Origin of the sequence: Nocardia amikacinitolerans NBRC 108937, from assembly GCF_001612615.1 — a bacterium.
In the GTDB taxonomy this organism is placed as follows: Bacteria; Actinomycetota; Actinomycetes; order Mycobacteriales; family Mycobacteriaceae; genus Nocardia; species Nocardia amikacinitolerans.
Genome location: NZ_BDAU01000032.1, coordinates 108646 through 122508, shown reverse-complemented (window position 1 = coordinate 122508; position 13863 = coordinate 108646). Strand labels below are relative to the sequence as shown.

The following is a 13863-nucleotide window of genomic DNA, read 5'->3' as shown; positions in this document are numbered from 1 at the left end:
CCCATGCGAATCGTCATCGGCAAAAAGATCCGCGATGTGGACATCGGTTAAGCCCGAGAGCTGATCGGACGCCATTCGGCGGTCCTGATCGACCTCGGTACCGGCGACGGACGCGCGGTGCTCACCGCGGCCGCCGCCGACCCGCGCCGGTTGGTCATCGGCGTCGACGCCAACGCGGCGGGCATGATCGAAGCCTCCCGCAAGGCCGCGCGCGGCAAGCTCACGAACGCGCTGTTCGTGGCGGCCGCCGCCGAGCGCCTGCCCGTGGAACTGGACGGCGTCGCCGACGCGGTCACCGTGTACTTCCCGTGGGGTTCGCTGCTGCGCGGCGTGGTGACCGCGGACCCGGTCGTCGCGGCGGGCCTCGCCGGGTTGCTGAAGCCCGGCGCGGCCCTGTCGATCCTCGTATCGGTCACCGAGCACGACCGCGGTTCCGGGCTGCCGCCGATCGGCGAGAACGAGCTACGTGCTCTCGCCGAGCCTTACGCGGCCCACGGCCTCACGATCGACGAGGTGACGCCAGCGACGGCTTCGGACATAGCCGCCACCGGTTCCTCGTGGGGCAAACGCCTCGGCGCGGGATCTCAGCGCAATGCCTGGCGGATCGCGGCGCGTCTTTCGGACGCGCCGCGGCCGCTGGAAACCACTTCCGAGCAGCGGGCGATCACAGGGACCGGGCGATGATCTCCTTCATGATCTCGTTGGTGCCCGCGTAGATCATCTGCACCCGGTTGTCGACCCACATGCGCGAGATCGGGTACTCGGTCATGTACCCGTAGCCGCCGTGCAGCTGGAGGCACTCGCTGGCGACCGACATGGCCTTGTCGGTGGTCCACCACTTCGCCATCGCCACGGTCGGGATGTCGAGTTCGCCCGCGATGTGCTTGGCGATGCAGTCGTCGGTGAAGACGCGCGCGATCTTCGCCTCGGTGGCGACCTCGGCCAGCTTGAACTTCGTGTTCTGGAAGCCGAAGACCGGGCGGCCGAACGCCTCGCGCTCCTTGGTGTAGCGCAGCGTGTGCTCCAGCGCGGTCTCCATGCCCGCCACCGAGCCGACCGCGATGATCAGGCGCTCCTGCGGCAGCTGCTGCATGAGCTGGATGAAGCCTTGGCCCTCCTGCGTACCGAGCAGGTTGCTCACCGGGATACGCACGTCCTCGAAGAACAGTTCGGAGGTGTCCTGGCCCTTCTGACCGATCTTGTCCAGCACCCGGCCGCGCCGGAAGCCGGGGCGGTCCGCCTCGACGAGCACCAGGCTGATGCCCGCGGCGCCCTGGGAGGTGTCGGTCTTGACCACGACGATGATCAGGTCGGCCTGTGCGCCGTTGGTGATGAAGGTCTTGGAGCCGTTGACGACGTACTCGTCGGCGTCGCGGACCGCCTTGGTCTTGATGCTTTGCAGATCCGAGCCGGTGCCGGGCTCCGTCATCGCGATCGCGCCTACGACCTCGCCGCTGGCCATCTTCGGCAGCCAGTGCTGCTTCTGCTCCTCGGTTCCGTAGGCGAGCAGGTAGTGCGCGACGATGCCGTTGTGCAGGCTCTGGCCCCACGCGGTGTCGACCACCCTGGCCTGCTCCTCGATCAGCACGGCCTCGTGCGCGAAGGTGCCGCCGCCACCGCCGTACTCCTCCGGGATGGACAGGCAGAGCAGCCCGAGTTCGCCTGCCTTGTTCCACAGGTCGCGGTCGACGTGGTGCTGGGCGATGTACTTGTCGACGTTGGGCGCGACTTCCTTCTCGAAGAAGGCGCGCGCGAGTTCGCGCAGCGCGTCCAGGTCGTCGTTCATCCAACACGACCGGTAGGCGGCCATCGAGACTCCTTAGGCTCGGCGTATTACTGGCGATACTTGTGACCAGTGTTTACGGGTACAGTGTGTACCATCGGTTGCGCTGGGACAAGACGGAATCTCGAGCTGGACGCAGCGCAGGCGGAGAGTCGATACAGCGCCTCGTGGAGGTCGGATACGGTGAGCCGCGTGGGACGACAGCGCTGGACCGATACCGCCGAAACCCGCCGCTCGGGTGCGCGCGGGCCGGGCGGTGACGAACGCCGTCGTGCGCTCGTCGCGGCCGCCGTCGCGGCGATCGAAGAGCACGGGCCAGAGGCTTCGATCGGGCAGATCGCCGACCGCGCCGGCCTGGTGCGCACGCACGTCTACCGGCACATCGCGGGCAAGGAAGAACTCGATCGCGCCGTCGCGCGGCACGCGCACGCCGAGCTCACCGCGCGCATCCGCGCCACCTTCGACGTCGACGGGACGCCGATCGATGTCATCCGCGCGCCCATCGCCGAACACGTCGCTTGGGCGGGGGAGCATCCGAATCTGTACCGGTTCCTCGTGGAGCGCAACTATCGCAGCGGCAACGACGAACCGCGCATCGGCGGCAGCGCCTTCGCCTCCGAGATCTTCGCCGCCGCAACGCGATACATACCGCGCTTCGGTTCGGACCGGGCCGCGGCGGAGCGGCTCATCATCGCGCTGCTCGGGTTGATCGACGCGTCCGTGCGCTGGTGGCTGACGCACCGGGAGAGCACAAGGGAGACGCTGGTCGACCAGCTGACCGCCGAGGCGTGGCTGTTGATCGACCATCGCTTGCGCGCCCTCGGCATCGCGCTCGATCCCGAGGCGCGACTGCGGGACCTGCTCATCGCGGGTGCGGACTACCGCGGCGAGGCGAGCTGACCGGCCGTCGATCAGCTCCGCTGCGCGGCATCGCTCATCAACGCCTCGGCGAACGCCGCGAACTCCGCGCGGAAATCCAGGTACGCCGCGCGCAATTCGCGGCCCGGCCAGCGGCGGGGCAGTAGTTCGGCGGGCAGCATCGGGTCGTTGAGGATGTGCCGCACCGTCGCGGCGGCGATCTCGAAACGGTCGCCGATGGCGTCCGCCGCCGCCATGGCGGACAAGAGCAGTCGCGCGTTCTCGGCCCAGGCGTCCGGCTGGAAGAGTCGTTCGGCGAGTTCGCGGTCCGGTTCGCCGGGGTGGCCGGTGAAGATCGTCAGGCGGCGCGCCGCGGCGGCGGGGAACTCGGTGCCGAGGTTGTCCGGCCTGGTCCAGACGCCCTCGCGGAGTTCGCCGAACTTCTTGGCGCGCAACACTTCCCGGAACGCGGCCCGGTCGGTCGAGTCGTCGGCGCCGACCGTCACGATGGCGAGCCGCCAAGCGCCGTCCCATTCGCCCGTCGGCGGATGCATGGCCTCGTCCTGCCGGTTCTGCCGCTCGATCAGCCGCGGCGCGAGGCGGTAGGCGCTGTCCCTGCGCTCCAGATCGCCACCCGCGACCATCCTGGTCAGCGCCGCGCGCACCGCCGATTCCTGGAGTCCGAGCCCGGTCGACACCCGCACGATCCAGCTGACCGGCGCCTCGGCCGGATGCGCGCCGAGCAGCGCGCTCAGGATCGCCGACCGCGCGGTCAGCTTCCGTACCGGCGCACCACGCGAATCCATGCCCCGATGCTAGCCACAACCCGCTCACCGTTCCCGCCCGCCGCACGCAGGGTATTGCAATTGTCCGGCGCGTGACGCAGGCTTGTAATAGACCCGGGAGGACGGACAGCTATGCCCACACACGAGGTGACGAATCAGGTTCCACCGTTGGTGGATTTCGACGCGGCGGAGCAGCCGGTGATCCTGGAGGCCTTGCGCAGGACGGGGGCCGAATCGGCCATCGACGACGTGCGCGCGGTCGGCAAGGTCGCGGGCAGCGCCGAGGCCCAGACACTCGGCGACCTGGCCGAGGCGCGCCCGCCGGTGCTGCGGACCCACGACCGCTACGGGCACCGGATCGACGAGGTCGAGTACGACCCGAGCTACCACCGGTTGATGGAGTACGCGGTCGGCTTCGGCCTGCACGCCGCGCCGTGGGCGGACAGCGGCCCGAGCCCGCATCTGGTGCGCGCCGCGAAGATGAGCGTGTGGAGTCAGGTCGACGCAGGCCACGGCTGCCCGATCTCGATGACCTACGCCGTGGTGCCCGCGCTGCGCGCCAACCCGGAGCTCGCTGCGCAGTACGAGCCGCTGCTCGTCGCCAAGGAATACGACCCCGGTCTGCGCGTGCCGTCGACCAAGCGCGGGCTGATCGCGGGCATGTCGATGACCGAGAAGCAGGGCGGTTCGGACGTCCGCGCGAACACGACGGCCGCGGTGCCGAACGCGGACGGCACCTACCGCATCACCGGGCACAAGTGGTTCACCTCGGCGCCGATGTCGGACTTCTTCCTCGTCCTCGCGCAGGCGCCGGGCGGACTGTCGTGCTTCTTCGTCCCGCGCGTGCTGCCCGACGGCACCCGCAACACCTTCAACCTGCAACGCCTGAAGGACAAGCTCGGCAACCACTCCAACGCGAGCAGCGAGGTCGAGTACGACGACACCGTCGGCTGGTTGGTCGGCGCGGAAGGCCGCGGCGTCCCGACGATCATCGAGATGGTGAACCTGACCCGGCTCGACTGCGCGCTCGGGTCGGCCTCCGGGATGCGGGCGGGCGTCGCCATGGCCGTGCACCACGCCACCCACCGCCGCGCCTTCGGCGCCCACCTGATCGACCAGCCGCTGATGCGCAATGTGCTCGCCGACCTTGCGCTGGAGGCCGAAGGTGCGACCACGGTCGCGCTGTGGCTCGCCGAGGTGACCGATCGAGCCGTCGCCGGTGACGAGACCGCCGACCGACTGCGCAGGATCGCGCTGGCGGTCAGCAAGTACTACGTCTGCAAGCGTGGACCGATCCACGCGGCCGAAGCCCTGGAATGCCTTGGCGGCAACGGGTACGTCGAGGAATCGCGGATGCCGAGGCTGTACCGGGAGGCGCCGCTGATGTCGGTGTGGGAGGGCTCGGGCAACGTCGCCGCGCTCGACACGCTGCGCGCCCTGGCCAAACAGCCCGAAACCCTCGGCGTCTTCTTCGACGAGGTGGAGCAGGCGCGCGGCGCGGACGCCAGGCTCGACGCCGCGATCGCCGCGTTGCGTGATCAGTTCACCGACTTCGACACGATCCAGTACCGCGCCCGCCGTGTGGTCGGCGAGATGGCGCAGGTACTGCAAGGCTCGCTGCTGGTGCGTTACGGACATCCCGCGGTCGCCGACGGCTACACCGCGAGCAGGCTCGGCCGCGATCGCGGCGACGTCTTCGGAACTCTGCCGCACGGCGTCGACACCGGGTCCATCATCGAACGCGTGACGCCCAAGCTCTGATTCCATCCGATCGAAAGGGACTCTCCCGTTGCCCGACTACACCGATCACGCGGGTACCCGCCCCGCCGCCTGGTACGAAGGCCTGACCGAAGGCAAGGACTCGCTGTTCGCCGACCGGGAACAGGCGCCCTCCGACATCCGGTACCGGACGCTGACCTATGAGGTCACCGATCGGGTCGCCCGCATCACCTTCGACCGCCCCGACCACGGCAACGCGATCACCGCGGACACCCCGATCGAACTCGCCGCGGCGGTCGAGCGGGCCGACCTGGACCCGCGCGTGCACGTGATCCTGGTGTCCGGCCGCGGCAAGGGGTTCTGCGGCGGCTACGACCTGTCGATCTTCGCGGAGAACGGCTTCGCACCGGACGGCGGCGCGGCGCCGGTGGACGGCACGGTCCTCGATCCCACCGTGCAGGCGCGCAACCACAATCCATGGGGCACCTGGGATCCGATGGTCGACTATCAGATGATGAGCCGCTTCAACCGCGGCTTTTCCAGCCTGCTGCACGCCAACAAGCCGACCGTGGCCAAACTGCACGGCTTCGCTGTCGCGGGCGGCACCGACATCGCGCTGTTCGCCGATCAGATCATCTGCGCCGACGACACCAAGATCGGCTACCCGCCCACCCGCGTCTGGGGCATTCCGGCGGCGGGCATGTGGGCGCACCGGCTCGGCGATCAGCTCGCCAAGCGGCTGCTGTTCACCGGCGACTGCATCAGCGGCAAGCAGGCCGCCGAATGGGGCCTCGCCGTCGAATCCTGCCCGGCCGACGAGCTCGACGAACGCACCGAGGCACTCGTCGCCCGCATCGCCCGCATGCCGATCAACCAGCTGATCATGGCCAAGCTCGCGCTCAACAGCGCGCTGCTCGCTCAGGGTGTGGCGAACTCCGGAATGGTCAGCACCGTGTTCGACGGCATCTCCCGGCACACCCGCGAGGGCTACGCCTTCCAGTTGCGCGCGGCTACCGTCGGCTTCCGCGAGGCGGTGCGCGAACGCGACGAACCCTACGGCGACTGGAAGCGGGCGCAGTTCCGGGAGGACGCCGAGGGCTGACCCCTCAGTCCGGCAGTTGCCGCATCTCCAGCAGGGTGAGGCCGAGGTTGTCGATCATGGCGAGCACGGCGCGCATGGCGGTCGGATCGGGCACGGCGCCGAACAGCGAGGTGGTGCCGGTGCGCGACGGTGCGACGTCGAGGTCAGGAAAGGCGGCCAGGGCGCGGTCGGACAGTTCGCCGTCGATGATGAACTGGTACCTGGTCGGGACCGCCATGGCTCTCCTTCCTGTGACTGCGCGATGGTCGAGTCTCGCGCGCCGAGCGCGCGGCTCGCCTCACACGCCGCGGATGAGATTTCCGGAATTCGACGGGGTCCTCAGAGCACGCCGCTGCGCCGTGCGAAATCGAGCGCGGCGACCCGGGAATTCGCACCGAATTTCGCGTAGATCGAACGCAGATGCGTTTTGACGGTATTGATGGACACCCCGAGATCACCGGCGATCTGCTGCGCGGTACGGCCGGACGGAAGTTGTTTGAGGACGGTCATTTCGGCGTCCGTCAGGGCCGGGTGGGTCGAGCGCCTTGCGGTATTGCGATTCTGTCGGACGATATCGCCGAACGCGTCGAGCCGACCCAATCGGCCCGCGTAGACATCGAGCAGTTCGATAGCGTTCGGGACGTCGAGAAATGGACGAACCAGGTGGTCGGCTGCGGCGTTCCGCAACGCGTTCTCCAGGCCGGTCCGCGCCTTCGCGCGGTTGCCGATCGCGTGCTGCGCGGACGAGTACAGCAACCAGCCGGTGACCAGGGTGGAGGGACGCGCGTCGTCCGCACCGTCGAGTTCGAGCAGCGGCTCGACGAGCGCCAGCGCGGCCTGACTGTGCCCGGCGGCCTCGGCGACCGCAGCCCGCGCCACGGTGACGTCGGGTAGGTCGCCGAGCAGCCGCTGTCCCCGTTCGGCGAGCAGCTGGGCGGCCAACGGCTCGGACACGCTCAGCAGCGCCCACACCGCGTGCGGAATCACGGTGGCCGTCGCGGCGGGGACGGTGTTCTTGTCGAGCAGCAGCTGCGTGGCTCGGCGCAGATCGTCGACGGCCGCGCGCCGGTCCGCGGCCTGCTCGACGGCGAGCAGCTGCCCGATCACGTACCCGTGCCAGCCCGCGAGCGGGCTCTCGGATCCGTCCTGCACCGCGTGATGGGTCAGGGCCGCCGCGACATGGCTCGGATCGGGTTCCTCGCCGCGCAGGTAGGCGGCCAGTCCGGCGGCCGTCATCGCCTGCGCGGCGTCCGGTGTGTCGAGCAGGCCGTGCTCGGCGGCGAGGGCAAGCGCCCGCCCGGCTCGATCGCGCATCGCGGCGGTGGCCTCACGCCCGCAGGCGATGAAGGTCAGGCGGGTCAGCGCGCGCAGCGCGAGCCGCGGGTGGCCCGTGTGCAGCGCCAGGGCGAGCCCGCGGGACAGCGCCTCCTCACCTCGGCCGAGTCGTCCGCCGACCACCAGCGCGGTGGCCGACTGAATCGCCAGGTAGCAGTCGATGTCGGGGTTGCCGGTCGGCGGCACGGCGGTGACGGCGAGGTCACCCGAGACGGTTCCGGTCGCGGCCGCCGCGTCCACCGTCGTGGCCACGGTGAGCGCGTCGATCCAGTGCGCGGGTACGAGCGAAGGGCGGCCCGCGCGCGAATTGGCGACGTCGAGGTAGGCCTGTGCGTCGGCGGCGGTGCCGTGGAACAGCGCGTCCAGCACGCGGAGCAGCCAGACGAAGGGATCGTCCAGCAGGCTCGGCCGCGCGCGCTGAAGCTCGCCGAACAGCGCCGCGCCGTCTCCGTCGAGGACCATCGTCGTCCCGTGTTCGACGAGCAGGTCGCGCAGGTGCCGCGGGTCGCCGACGACGAGCAGGTGGGTCAGCGCCTGGCGCGGCAGCCCGGCGTGGCGCAGCGCGTTCGCGGTTCGTAGGTGCAGTTCGGCGCGGGCATGCGCGCCGAGCCGGTTCACCTCGGCGAGGAAGTACGCCCGCAGCATCGGGTGGTAGCTGAACCAGACGTCGCCGCCCCGCGCGATCGAGCTGACCGGGAAGTTCATCCGGTCCAGCTGGTAGAGCGTGTGCGTGGCGCCGCCGCCGATCAGCTCGTCGGCCATCCGCTCGGTGAACGAGGCGGGAACGCTTGTGTAGGTGAGGAACAGCCGCAGGGACGCGGGCAGGGCGCCGATCAGCTCGCCGACCAGGAAGTCGGAGACGGCGCGCGGCGGCCGGGCAAGGACACCGAGCGCCGCGGCGCGGTCGGCGTTGGCGGCCAGGTACATCGCGGTGATGCGGACCAGCGCCGCCCACCCGTGGGTCAGGTCGAGGACCGTGGCGAGTTCGGCGTCGTCCAGTTCGCAGTGGTGTTCGCGGCACAGCGCCGCGACTTCCGTGCTCGTCATCGCGAGGTCGGCGGCGCCCCACCTTGTCGATCGTTCGGTCAGCCCGAGCAGGTGCCAGTGCAGCGGCGGGTCGAAGCGGCCGGCGACCACCGTGGTGACCGTCGCGGGCGCGTGCAGCAGGAAGTGTTCCAGCCCGGCGAGTGCGATCGGTTCGGCGACCAGGTGGGCGTCATCGATGACGATCACCGTCGGCGTTCCACGCGTGGTCAGCGCCTCGACGAGGTGAGCGGCGTCGGAGCCGGGGGCGTCGACGGTTAGGCGCTGCGGCGGGTTCGGCAGACCGAGTTGATCGCGCAGTGCCTGCCACAGCGACAGCCCGGGCTCGGGATGCTCGGACACCGAGACCCAGCCGAGCGCGGGTCGTCGCGAGGTCCGCGCCCGCAGTCTGCCGGCCCAGTCGGCGAGCAAAACCGTCTTGCCGCTTCCGGCGGGCGAGCAAACCAACAGCACTCGGTGCTCGTCGCTGTCGACGATGGCGTCGAGTCGCTCGATCAGCATCGTCCTGGCAATCGGCGCCGACGAGAACGACGGAATTTCCGCGGGAATTCCGCCGCCGTCGGGAAAGGTCGAACGTAGATCGGGGCCCTGCGAGATGGTCACCGTGCCTCCTGGACCGACTGCCGACATAGTGCGCGCTTGGCTCAGGAATCTCTGATCGTTCGGGTGTCATCGTAAATGCGCGCAGGCCCGAAATACCGAGGATGCTTCGGATATTCGAGCGCGGCGATCGAGCGTGCGCTGGCGTGTCACCGCTGGAATGTGATCTTTGTCACCGATCGCGTGCGACGCTTGGCTGGGTTCCCAACGGAAGAGGAGACACGATGGAAATCCTCGATCTCGGTTCCGCTGTGCTCGACGCGCTCGACACGGTGACCGGAATCATCGCGGATCTCATCGCCATTGCCACCGGCTCGGCGTAGCACGAGTTCCCAGAACGTGGGGAGGGGCGCGCCCCTCCCCACGTCCACGTCACTCCTTCGCGCGGAAAGCGTTGGTGCGGTGGGAGTACATGCTCAACAGGCCGAGCACCTGCCCGTCGGAGACGAGCGGGTGACAGTACAGCGACCGTATACCGAGTTCGCGCAGGTGGGCGCAGTAGTCGCGCCAGCGCGATGTCGCGGCGAGGTCGGCGATCAAAATCCTGCTGCGCCGCCGGATCACATCCATGCCCGGCGAATCGGGAAATTCGAGGAGGGCCTGCTCCACTGTCGCGGCCTGCTGATCGGAGCAGCCGACGACTTCGAGGCCGTCGAGTCCCCAGGCCGTGATGCCGACCAAGGGGTGATTGGGCAGCAGGCGCGCTATGTTCGCGGCGGCCTGCGCGGGTATCGCCGAGGACTTGTTCGGGAAAAGGGTGACTGAACCGGGGAAATTCGTCGTGATGGGTCGGGTATCGAGCATTCGGACACCTCACTCCACGGCGCGCACCGGCGGCAGGGCCCGATGGGCCGACCTGCTGGTGTCTCCGGACGCGCCGACTTGCTGACCACCTGTGCCGCTGCCGCGTCGGCAGCGTCGCATCGCCCGTCCCCCGAACGGGCGCCTGCCACCGGTGTCGGACCGGTGGCGGCGTGAACGGTTGCGCGCCTGGGTTTCTCGGAACCGCCCAGGATTTCCGGAGAGAACCGTTCACCTTCACGCGGGTCACATGCCGCTGAGCAGCGATGTGACGGCCACCACATTAACACCGGGTGGTCGGTTCGGGTCCAGATTTTTCACGTTCGATTCTGGACGGCCGGTTCACGCGCGGACTGTGCGGCGAGGACCAACCGGGGAATCGCGTCTGTCTCAGTCGAATGGCGGCAAAGCGGCTTGTATGCCGTCTAGATGTGGCCGATCTGGCCGACTTGGGTGGCGCCGATGAGGAACTACCATTAGTGTCTGGGACACACTCCTACGGTGGTGTAGGAAACGAGTTCTACGCCAAGTAGGTCACGGGGAGTCGCGCCGCAGGCCTTGGGCTTTCCCGTGTGCTCCAACGAAGGGGACGCAGTCACATGAGTTTGCCGACAAGGATCGACTACGGCGATTTCGCCGGGGCGCGGATCGAAACGACCGACCGCAGGCGGGTGCTCGAGTACGGGCTCGGCTACTGGCGCGATCATCCGCAACGATCCGTCGAGACCGCGGGCAGGCAGCTGATCATGACGTGGCGGGCGACCGGCGAGCTGATCACGTCGATCGCCCGTCGCCGGTTTCCGCTGCAAGAGTTCGTCAAACAGTGCGCGTTCATGGCGAATGTCGCCGCGACGCCGACGCTGCTCGTCGCCGTTCCGATCGCGGTGGTCGTGTCGATCCAGGTCGGTTCCCTCGTCAGTCAGGTCGGCGCGACGACGTTCATCGGCGCGGTGAACGGGCTCGGCATCATCCGGCAGGGCGCCCCGCTGGTGACTTGCCTGATGATCGCGGGCGCGGTCGGCTCCTCGATCTGCGCCGATCTCGGCTCGCGCACGATCCGCGAGGAGATCGACGCGATGGTGGTGATGGGCGTCGATCCGGTGCGGCGCCTGGTCGCGCCCCGCCTGCTCGCCGCCGTCCTCGTCAGTGCTTTGCTGTGCGGATTGGTGGTGTTCGTCGGCTTCGCGACCGGGTACGCGTTCAATGTCTACATACAGTCTGGGACACCTGGCTCGTACATCAGCACCTTCGCGTCCTTCGCGGTCGCGGCCGACCTCGTGATCGCCATGGTGAAGGCGATGATCTTCGGCGCGCTCGCGGCGATCATCGCCTGCGACACCGGCCTCAACACCAAGGGCGGGCCCGCGGGGGTGGCCAACGCGGTGAACTCGGCGGTGGTGAACTCGGCCATCGTCCTGTTCGCGGCCAACATCGTCCTCACCCAGATCTACAACACCTTGTTCCCCACGAGGGTGATCTGAGATGGCGAACTATGTACCGCCCCTGGTCCGGCCGCTGTGGCGGATACGCGGCGCGCTCGGCGTCCCTGGCGGGCTCGTCGTGCGCCTCGGCCACCAAGGGCTCGTGTTCGGTCAGGCGTTGGCGGCCATCCCGTTCGTGCTCCGGCACTACCGCAAGGAGTTGCTGCGACTGATCACCGACGTCACGTGGGGCAACGGCGCGCTGGTCGTCGGCGGCGGCACGGTCGGCGTTGTGCTGATCCTGTGCGGATTCGGCGGCATCACGGTCGGCATGGAATCGCACACCGCCCTCGACCTGCTCACCATGAGCCCGCTGACCGGCGCGGTCTCCGGATTCGCCACAACGAGGGAGCTGGCGCCGCTGCTCGCCACCCTTGCCTTCGCCGCGCAGGCAGGCTGCCGGTTCACCGCGCAGCTCGGCTCGATGCGGATATCGGAGGAGATAGACGCGCTGGAGTCGATCGCGATCCGCCCGCTGCCCTACCTCGTCACCACCCGGATGCTCGCGGCGATCGTGGCCATCCTGCCGCTCTACAGCATCGGGCTCGCCACCGCCTACCTCACGACCAAGGTGGCCGTCTTCTTCCTCGGCGGCACCACGATCGGCACCTACGACCACTACTTCCACCAGTTCCTGAATCCCGTCGACATCGCCTACTCGGCGCTGAAAGTCGCTGTCTTCGTGCTGCTTTCGACGTTCGTGCAGTGCTACTACGGCTTCGTCGCCGCGGGCGGGCCGGAGGGCGTCGGCGTCGCGGCGGGCCGGGCCATCAAGGTGTCCATCATCGTGGTCGTCTTCGCGAATCTGCTGTTGACCATGGCGATCTGGGGCATCGACCCCGGCATTCGGATCTCCGGATAGGGGCGGGGCGATGATGATCGATCAGAGTGGGCGCGGGATGCGTCCGGCCTGGCTCGGCGTGCTCGGCGTGGCTTTCGCGGCCGCGATCAGCTCGGTGGTGTATCTGCTCGGCCTGCGCTACACGGGCGCGTTCGACGACGACGTCGCGGTCACCGCCGTGATGACCAGCACGGGTGACGGCCTGCCGGAACTCGCCGACGTGAAGTTCCGCGGCATGCTCGTCGGCAGCGTCGCCGACGTCGGCATCGCCGCGAAAGGCGAGCGTCAAAACGTCCGCATCGACCTGAAAAGCGATGTGGCCATGTCGATTCCGGAGACGGTAACCGCACGCGTGGTACCCGCCAACATCTTCGGCGTCACCGCGATCGAACTGGTCGACAACGGCGCCGCCCCGCGCGGCCTGCGGGAGGGCGCCACGATCCGCCAGGACACCAGCGCGGCGACCACCCAGTTGCAGACGACGCTGACCACCCTGCGCACAGTCTTGGACAGCATCCAACCGGAGAAGCTCGGGCGCGTGCTCGGCACCCTGGCCGACGCACTCGACCCCGCCGCGCGAGCGCCCGGCTCGACCATCGAACGCCTCGACGCGTGGACCACCCGCGTTCGCGCGACTCCCGGAATCGGCGAATTGCTCGGCGATCTCGGCGCGGCCGCCGCAGCGGTCGACGCGTCCGCGCCCGAACTCGTCGAGGTGCTCGAGGAGTCGATCACCGCGGCGCGCACCATCACCGAACGCCGTGCCGGTGTCATCGAACTGCTGACCTCCGCGGGCGGTGCGGTCGACGCGACCAACCGGCTGTTCGCCGCGAACCCGGACGCCGGAAAGGAATTGGTGATCGGCCTGGACGAGACGTTCGGCGCACTGGCTGCCGATCCGGACGCCATCGCGGTCACCGCGGCGAATCTCGATGACGCGCTCGGCCGTTTGGCCACGGTGTTCAACTGGGGGCCGAGCAAGCAGATGGCCTGGGTCATCGATGTGTCCTTCACGCCGTTCGAGCAGTACACCGCGCGGGATTGCCCGCACTACGGGACGCTGCCAGGGCCGCGCTGCGGCACCGGCTCCGTACCGGATGTACCGGTGCCGCAGGAGTTTCCGCCGAATCTGCTGCCGCGACGCGTCGAAGGGGCTGGACCGGCGCTGCCCGAGCTGCCGAATCCGCCTGAGCTTCCCGCGATTCCGCAGGCGCCGATGCCCGGGCTGCCCCAGATGCCCGCGCTGCCGCAGATGCCGTGGCTGCCGTCGATCCCCGGGTTCCCGCAGATGCCCGGGTTGCCGCAGATGCCCGGGGCGCCGCAAGTCCCGCCGATTCCCGGGTCCCGCATTGTGCCCGGCGGTTCGCAGGAGAACCACCCCGCGGTCTCCGTCGGCCCCCTCCGGGGTGTCGCGGCCATCGCCGCACTGACCGGCGGAACCCCGAGCGCCGCGCAATGGCTGCTGCTCGGTCCGGTGCTCGCCGACGGCGCGATCACCGTCAGCGCCGACCCGACAGCCGAAAGGGGACGGTGAC

Annotated in this window: 12 protein-coding genes; 7 read left to right on the top strand and 5 right to left on the bottom strand. The window is 69.1% G+C overall.

Features of this window, described 5'->3' with window-relative positions:
- Positions 1-60 precede the first annotated feature (60 nt).
- Positions 61-684, top strand: a complete 624-nt coding sequence (locus NAM01S_RS23825; protein WP_157107872.1) for a methyltransferase domain-containing protein — start codon at positions 61-63, stop codon at positions 682-684.
- Here the strand turns inward: NAM01S_RS23825 and NAM01S_RS23820 are convergent.
- A complete protein-coding gene (locus NAM01S_RS23820) occupies positions 665-1810 on the bottom strand; it encodes an acyl-CoA dehydrogenase family protein (RefSeq protein WP_067788779.1) in 1146 nt (381 codons plus the stop codon). The two genes, NAM01S_RS23825 and NAM01S_RS23820, sit on opposite strands and share 20 nt — an antisense overlap.
- Positions 1811-1975: 165 nt before the next feature.
- Between NAM01S_RS23820 and NAM01S_RS23815 the strand changes: the two genes are divergently transcribed.
- Positions 1976-2683: a TetR/AcrR family transcriptional regulator gene (locus NAM01S_RS23815; protein ID WP_067788889.1), complete on the top strand. Its 708-nt coding sequence runs from the start codon at positions 1976-1978 to the stop codon at positions 2681-2683.
- A gap of 11 nt (positions 2684-2694) precedes the next feature.
- Here the strand turns inward: NAM01S_RS23815 and NAM01S_RS23810 are convergent, their stop codons facing one another.
- Positions 2695-3447 (bottom strand): PaaX family transcriptional regulator C-terminal domain-containing protein, encoded by a 753-nt coding sequence (locus tag NAM01S_RS23810; RefSeq protein ID WP_067788777.1) that lies wholly within the window; start codon positions 3445-3447, stop codon positions 2695-2697.
- A gap of 111 nt (positions 3448-3558) precedes the next feature.
- Between NAM01S_RS23810 and NAM01S_RS23805 the strand changes: the two genes are divergently transcribed.
- Together NAM01S_RS23805 and NAM01S_RS23800 are read left to right on the top strand one after the other, a co-directional pair.
- On the top strand, positions 3559-5187 hold the full coding sequence (locus NAM01S_RS23805; protein WP_067788775.1) for an acyl-CoA dehydrogenase family protein: 1629 nt from the start codon (positions 3559-3561) through the stop codon (positions 5185-5187).
- Positions 5188-5215: 28 nt separating this feature from the next.
- Positions 5216-6247: a crotonase/enoyl-CoA hydratase family protein gene (locus NAM01S_RS23800; protein ID WP_067788773.1), complete on the top strand. Its 1032-nt coding sequence runs from the start codon at positions 5216-5218 to the stop codon at positions 6245-6247.
- 4 nt (positions 6248-6251) lie between these two features.
- On the opposite strand, the gene NAM01S_RS23795 is transcribed toward NAM01S_RS23800, so the two are convergent.
- From NAM01S_RS23795 to NAM01S_RS23785, 3 genes are all read right to left on the bottom strand, one after another.
- Positions 6252-6464 (bottom strand): DUF8691 family protein, encoded by a 213-nt coding sequence (locus tag NAM01S_RS23795; protein ID WP_067788771.1) that lies wholly within the window; start codon positions 6462-6464, stop codon positions 6252-6254.
- Between the two features lie 101 nt (positions 6465-6565).
- Positions 6566-9208, bottom strand: a complete 2643-nt coding sequence (locus NAM01S_RS23790; RefSeq protein ID WP_067788769.1) for a LuxR C-terminal-related transcriptional regulator — start codon at positions 9206-9208, stop codon at positions 6566-6568.
- Positions 9209-9577: 369 nt separating this feature from the next.
- Entirely contained in the window at positions 9578-10009 is a 432-nt protein-coding gene (locus NAM01S_RS23785) for a GAF domain-containing protein (protein WP_067788768.1), read from the bottom strand.
- 596 nt (positions 10010-10605) lie between these two features.
- Between NAM01S_RS23785 and NAM01S_RS23780 the strand changes: the two genes are divergently transcribed.
- Genes NAM01S_RS23780 through NAM01S_RS23770 form a run of 3 tightly spaced genes read left to right on the top strand, consistent with a single transcriptional unit; the run spans position 10606 to position 13862 of the window.
- Positions 10606-11487 (top strand): MlaE family ABC transporter permease, encoded by an 882-nt coding sequence (locus NAM01S_RS23780; RefSeq protein ID WP_067788766.1) that lies wholly within the window; start codon positions 10606-10608, stop codon positions 11485-11487.
- A gap of 1 nt (position 11488) precedes the next feature.
- Positions 11489-12349 (top strand): ABC transporter permease, encoded by an 861-nt coding sequence (locus NAM01S_RS23775; protein ID WP_067788765.1) that lies wholly within the window; start codon positions 11489-11491, stop codon positions 12347-12349.
- 10 nt (positions 12350-12359) lie between these two features.
- A complete protein-coding gene (locus NAM01S_RS23770; protein ID WP_067788763.1) occupies positions 12360-13862 on the top strand; it encodes an MCE family protein in 1503 nt (500 codons plus the stop codon).
- Position 13863 lies beyond the last annotated feature (1 nt).

Coding starts and splice junctions, on each gene's coding strand:
- NAM01S_RS23780 (WP_067788766.1), top strand. CDS start 10,606: ATGAGTTTGCCGACAAGGATCGACTACGGCGATTTCGCCGGGGCGCGG.
- NAM01S_RS23820 (WP_067788779.1), bottom strand. CDS start 1,810: ATGGCCGCCTACCGGTCGTGTTGGATGAACGACGACCTGGACGCGCTG.
- NAM01S_RS23770 (WP_067788763.1), top strand. CDS start 12,360: ATGATGATCGATCAGAGTGGGCGCGGGATGCGTCCGGCCTGGCTCGGC.
- NAM01S_RS23805 (WP_067788775.1), top strand. CDS start 3,559: ATGCCCACACACGAGGTGACGAATCAGGTTCCACCGTTGGTGGATTTC.
- NAM01S_RS23785 (WP_067788768.1), bottom strand. CDS start 10,009: ATGCTCGATACCCGACCCATCACGACGAATTTCCCCGGTTCAGTCACC.
- NAM01S_RS23795 (WP_067788771.1), bottom strand. CDS start 6,464: ATGGCGGTCCCGACCAGGTACCAGTTCATCATCGACGGCGAACTGTCC.
- NAM01S_RS23810 (WP_067788777.1), bottom strand. CDS start 3,447: ATGGATTCGCGTGGTGCGCCGGTACGGAAGCTGACCGCGCGGTCGGCG.
- NAM01S_RS23775 (WP_067788765.1), top strand. CDS start 11,489: ATGGCGAACTATGTACCGCCCCTGGTCCGGCCGCTGTGGCGGATACGC.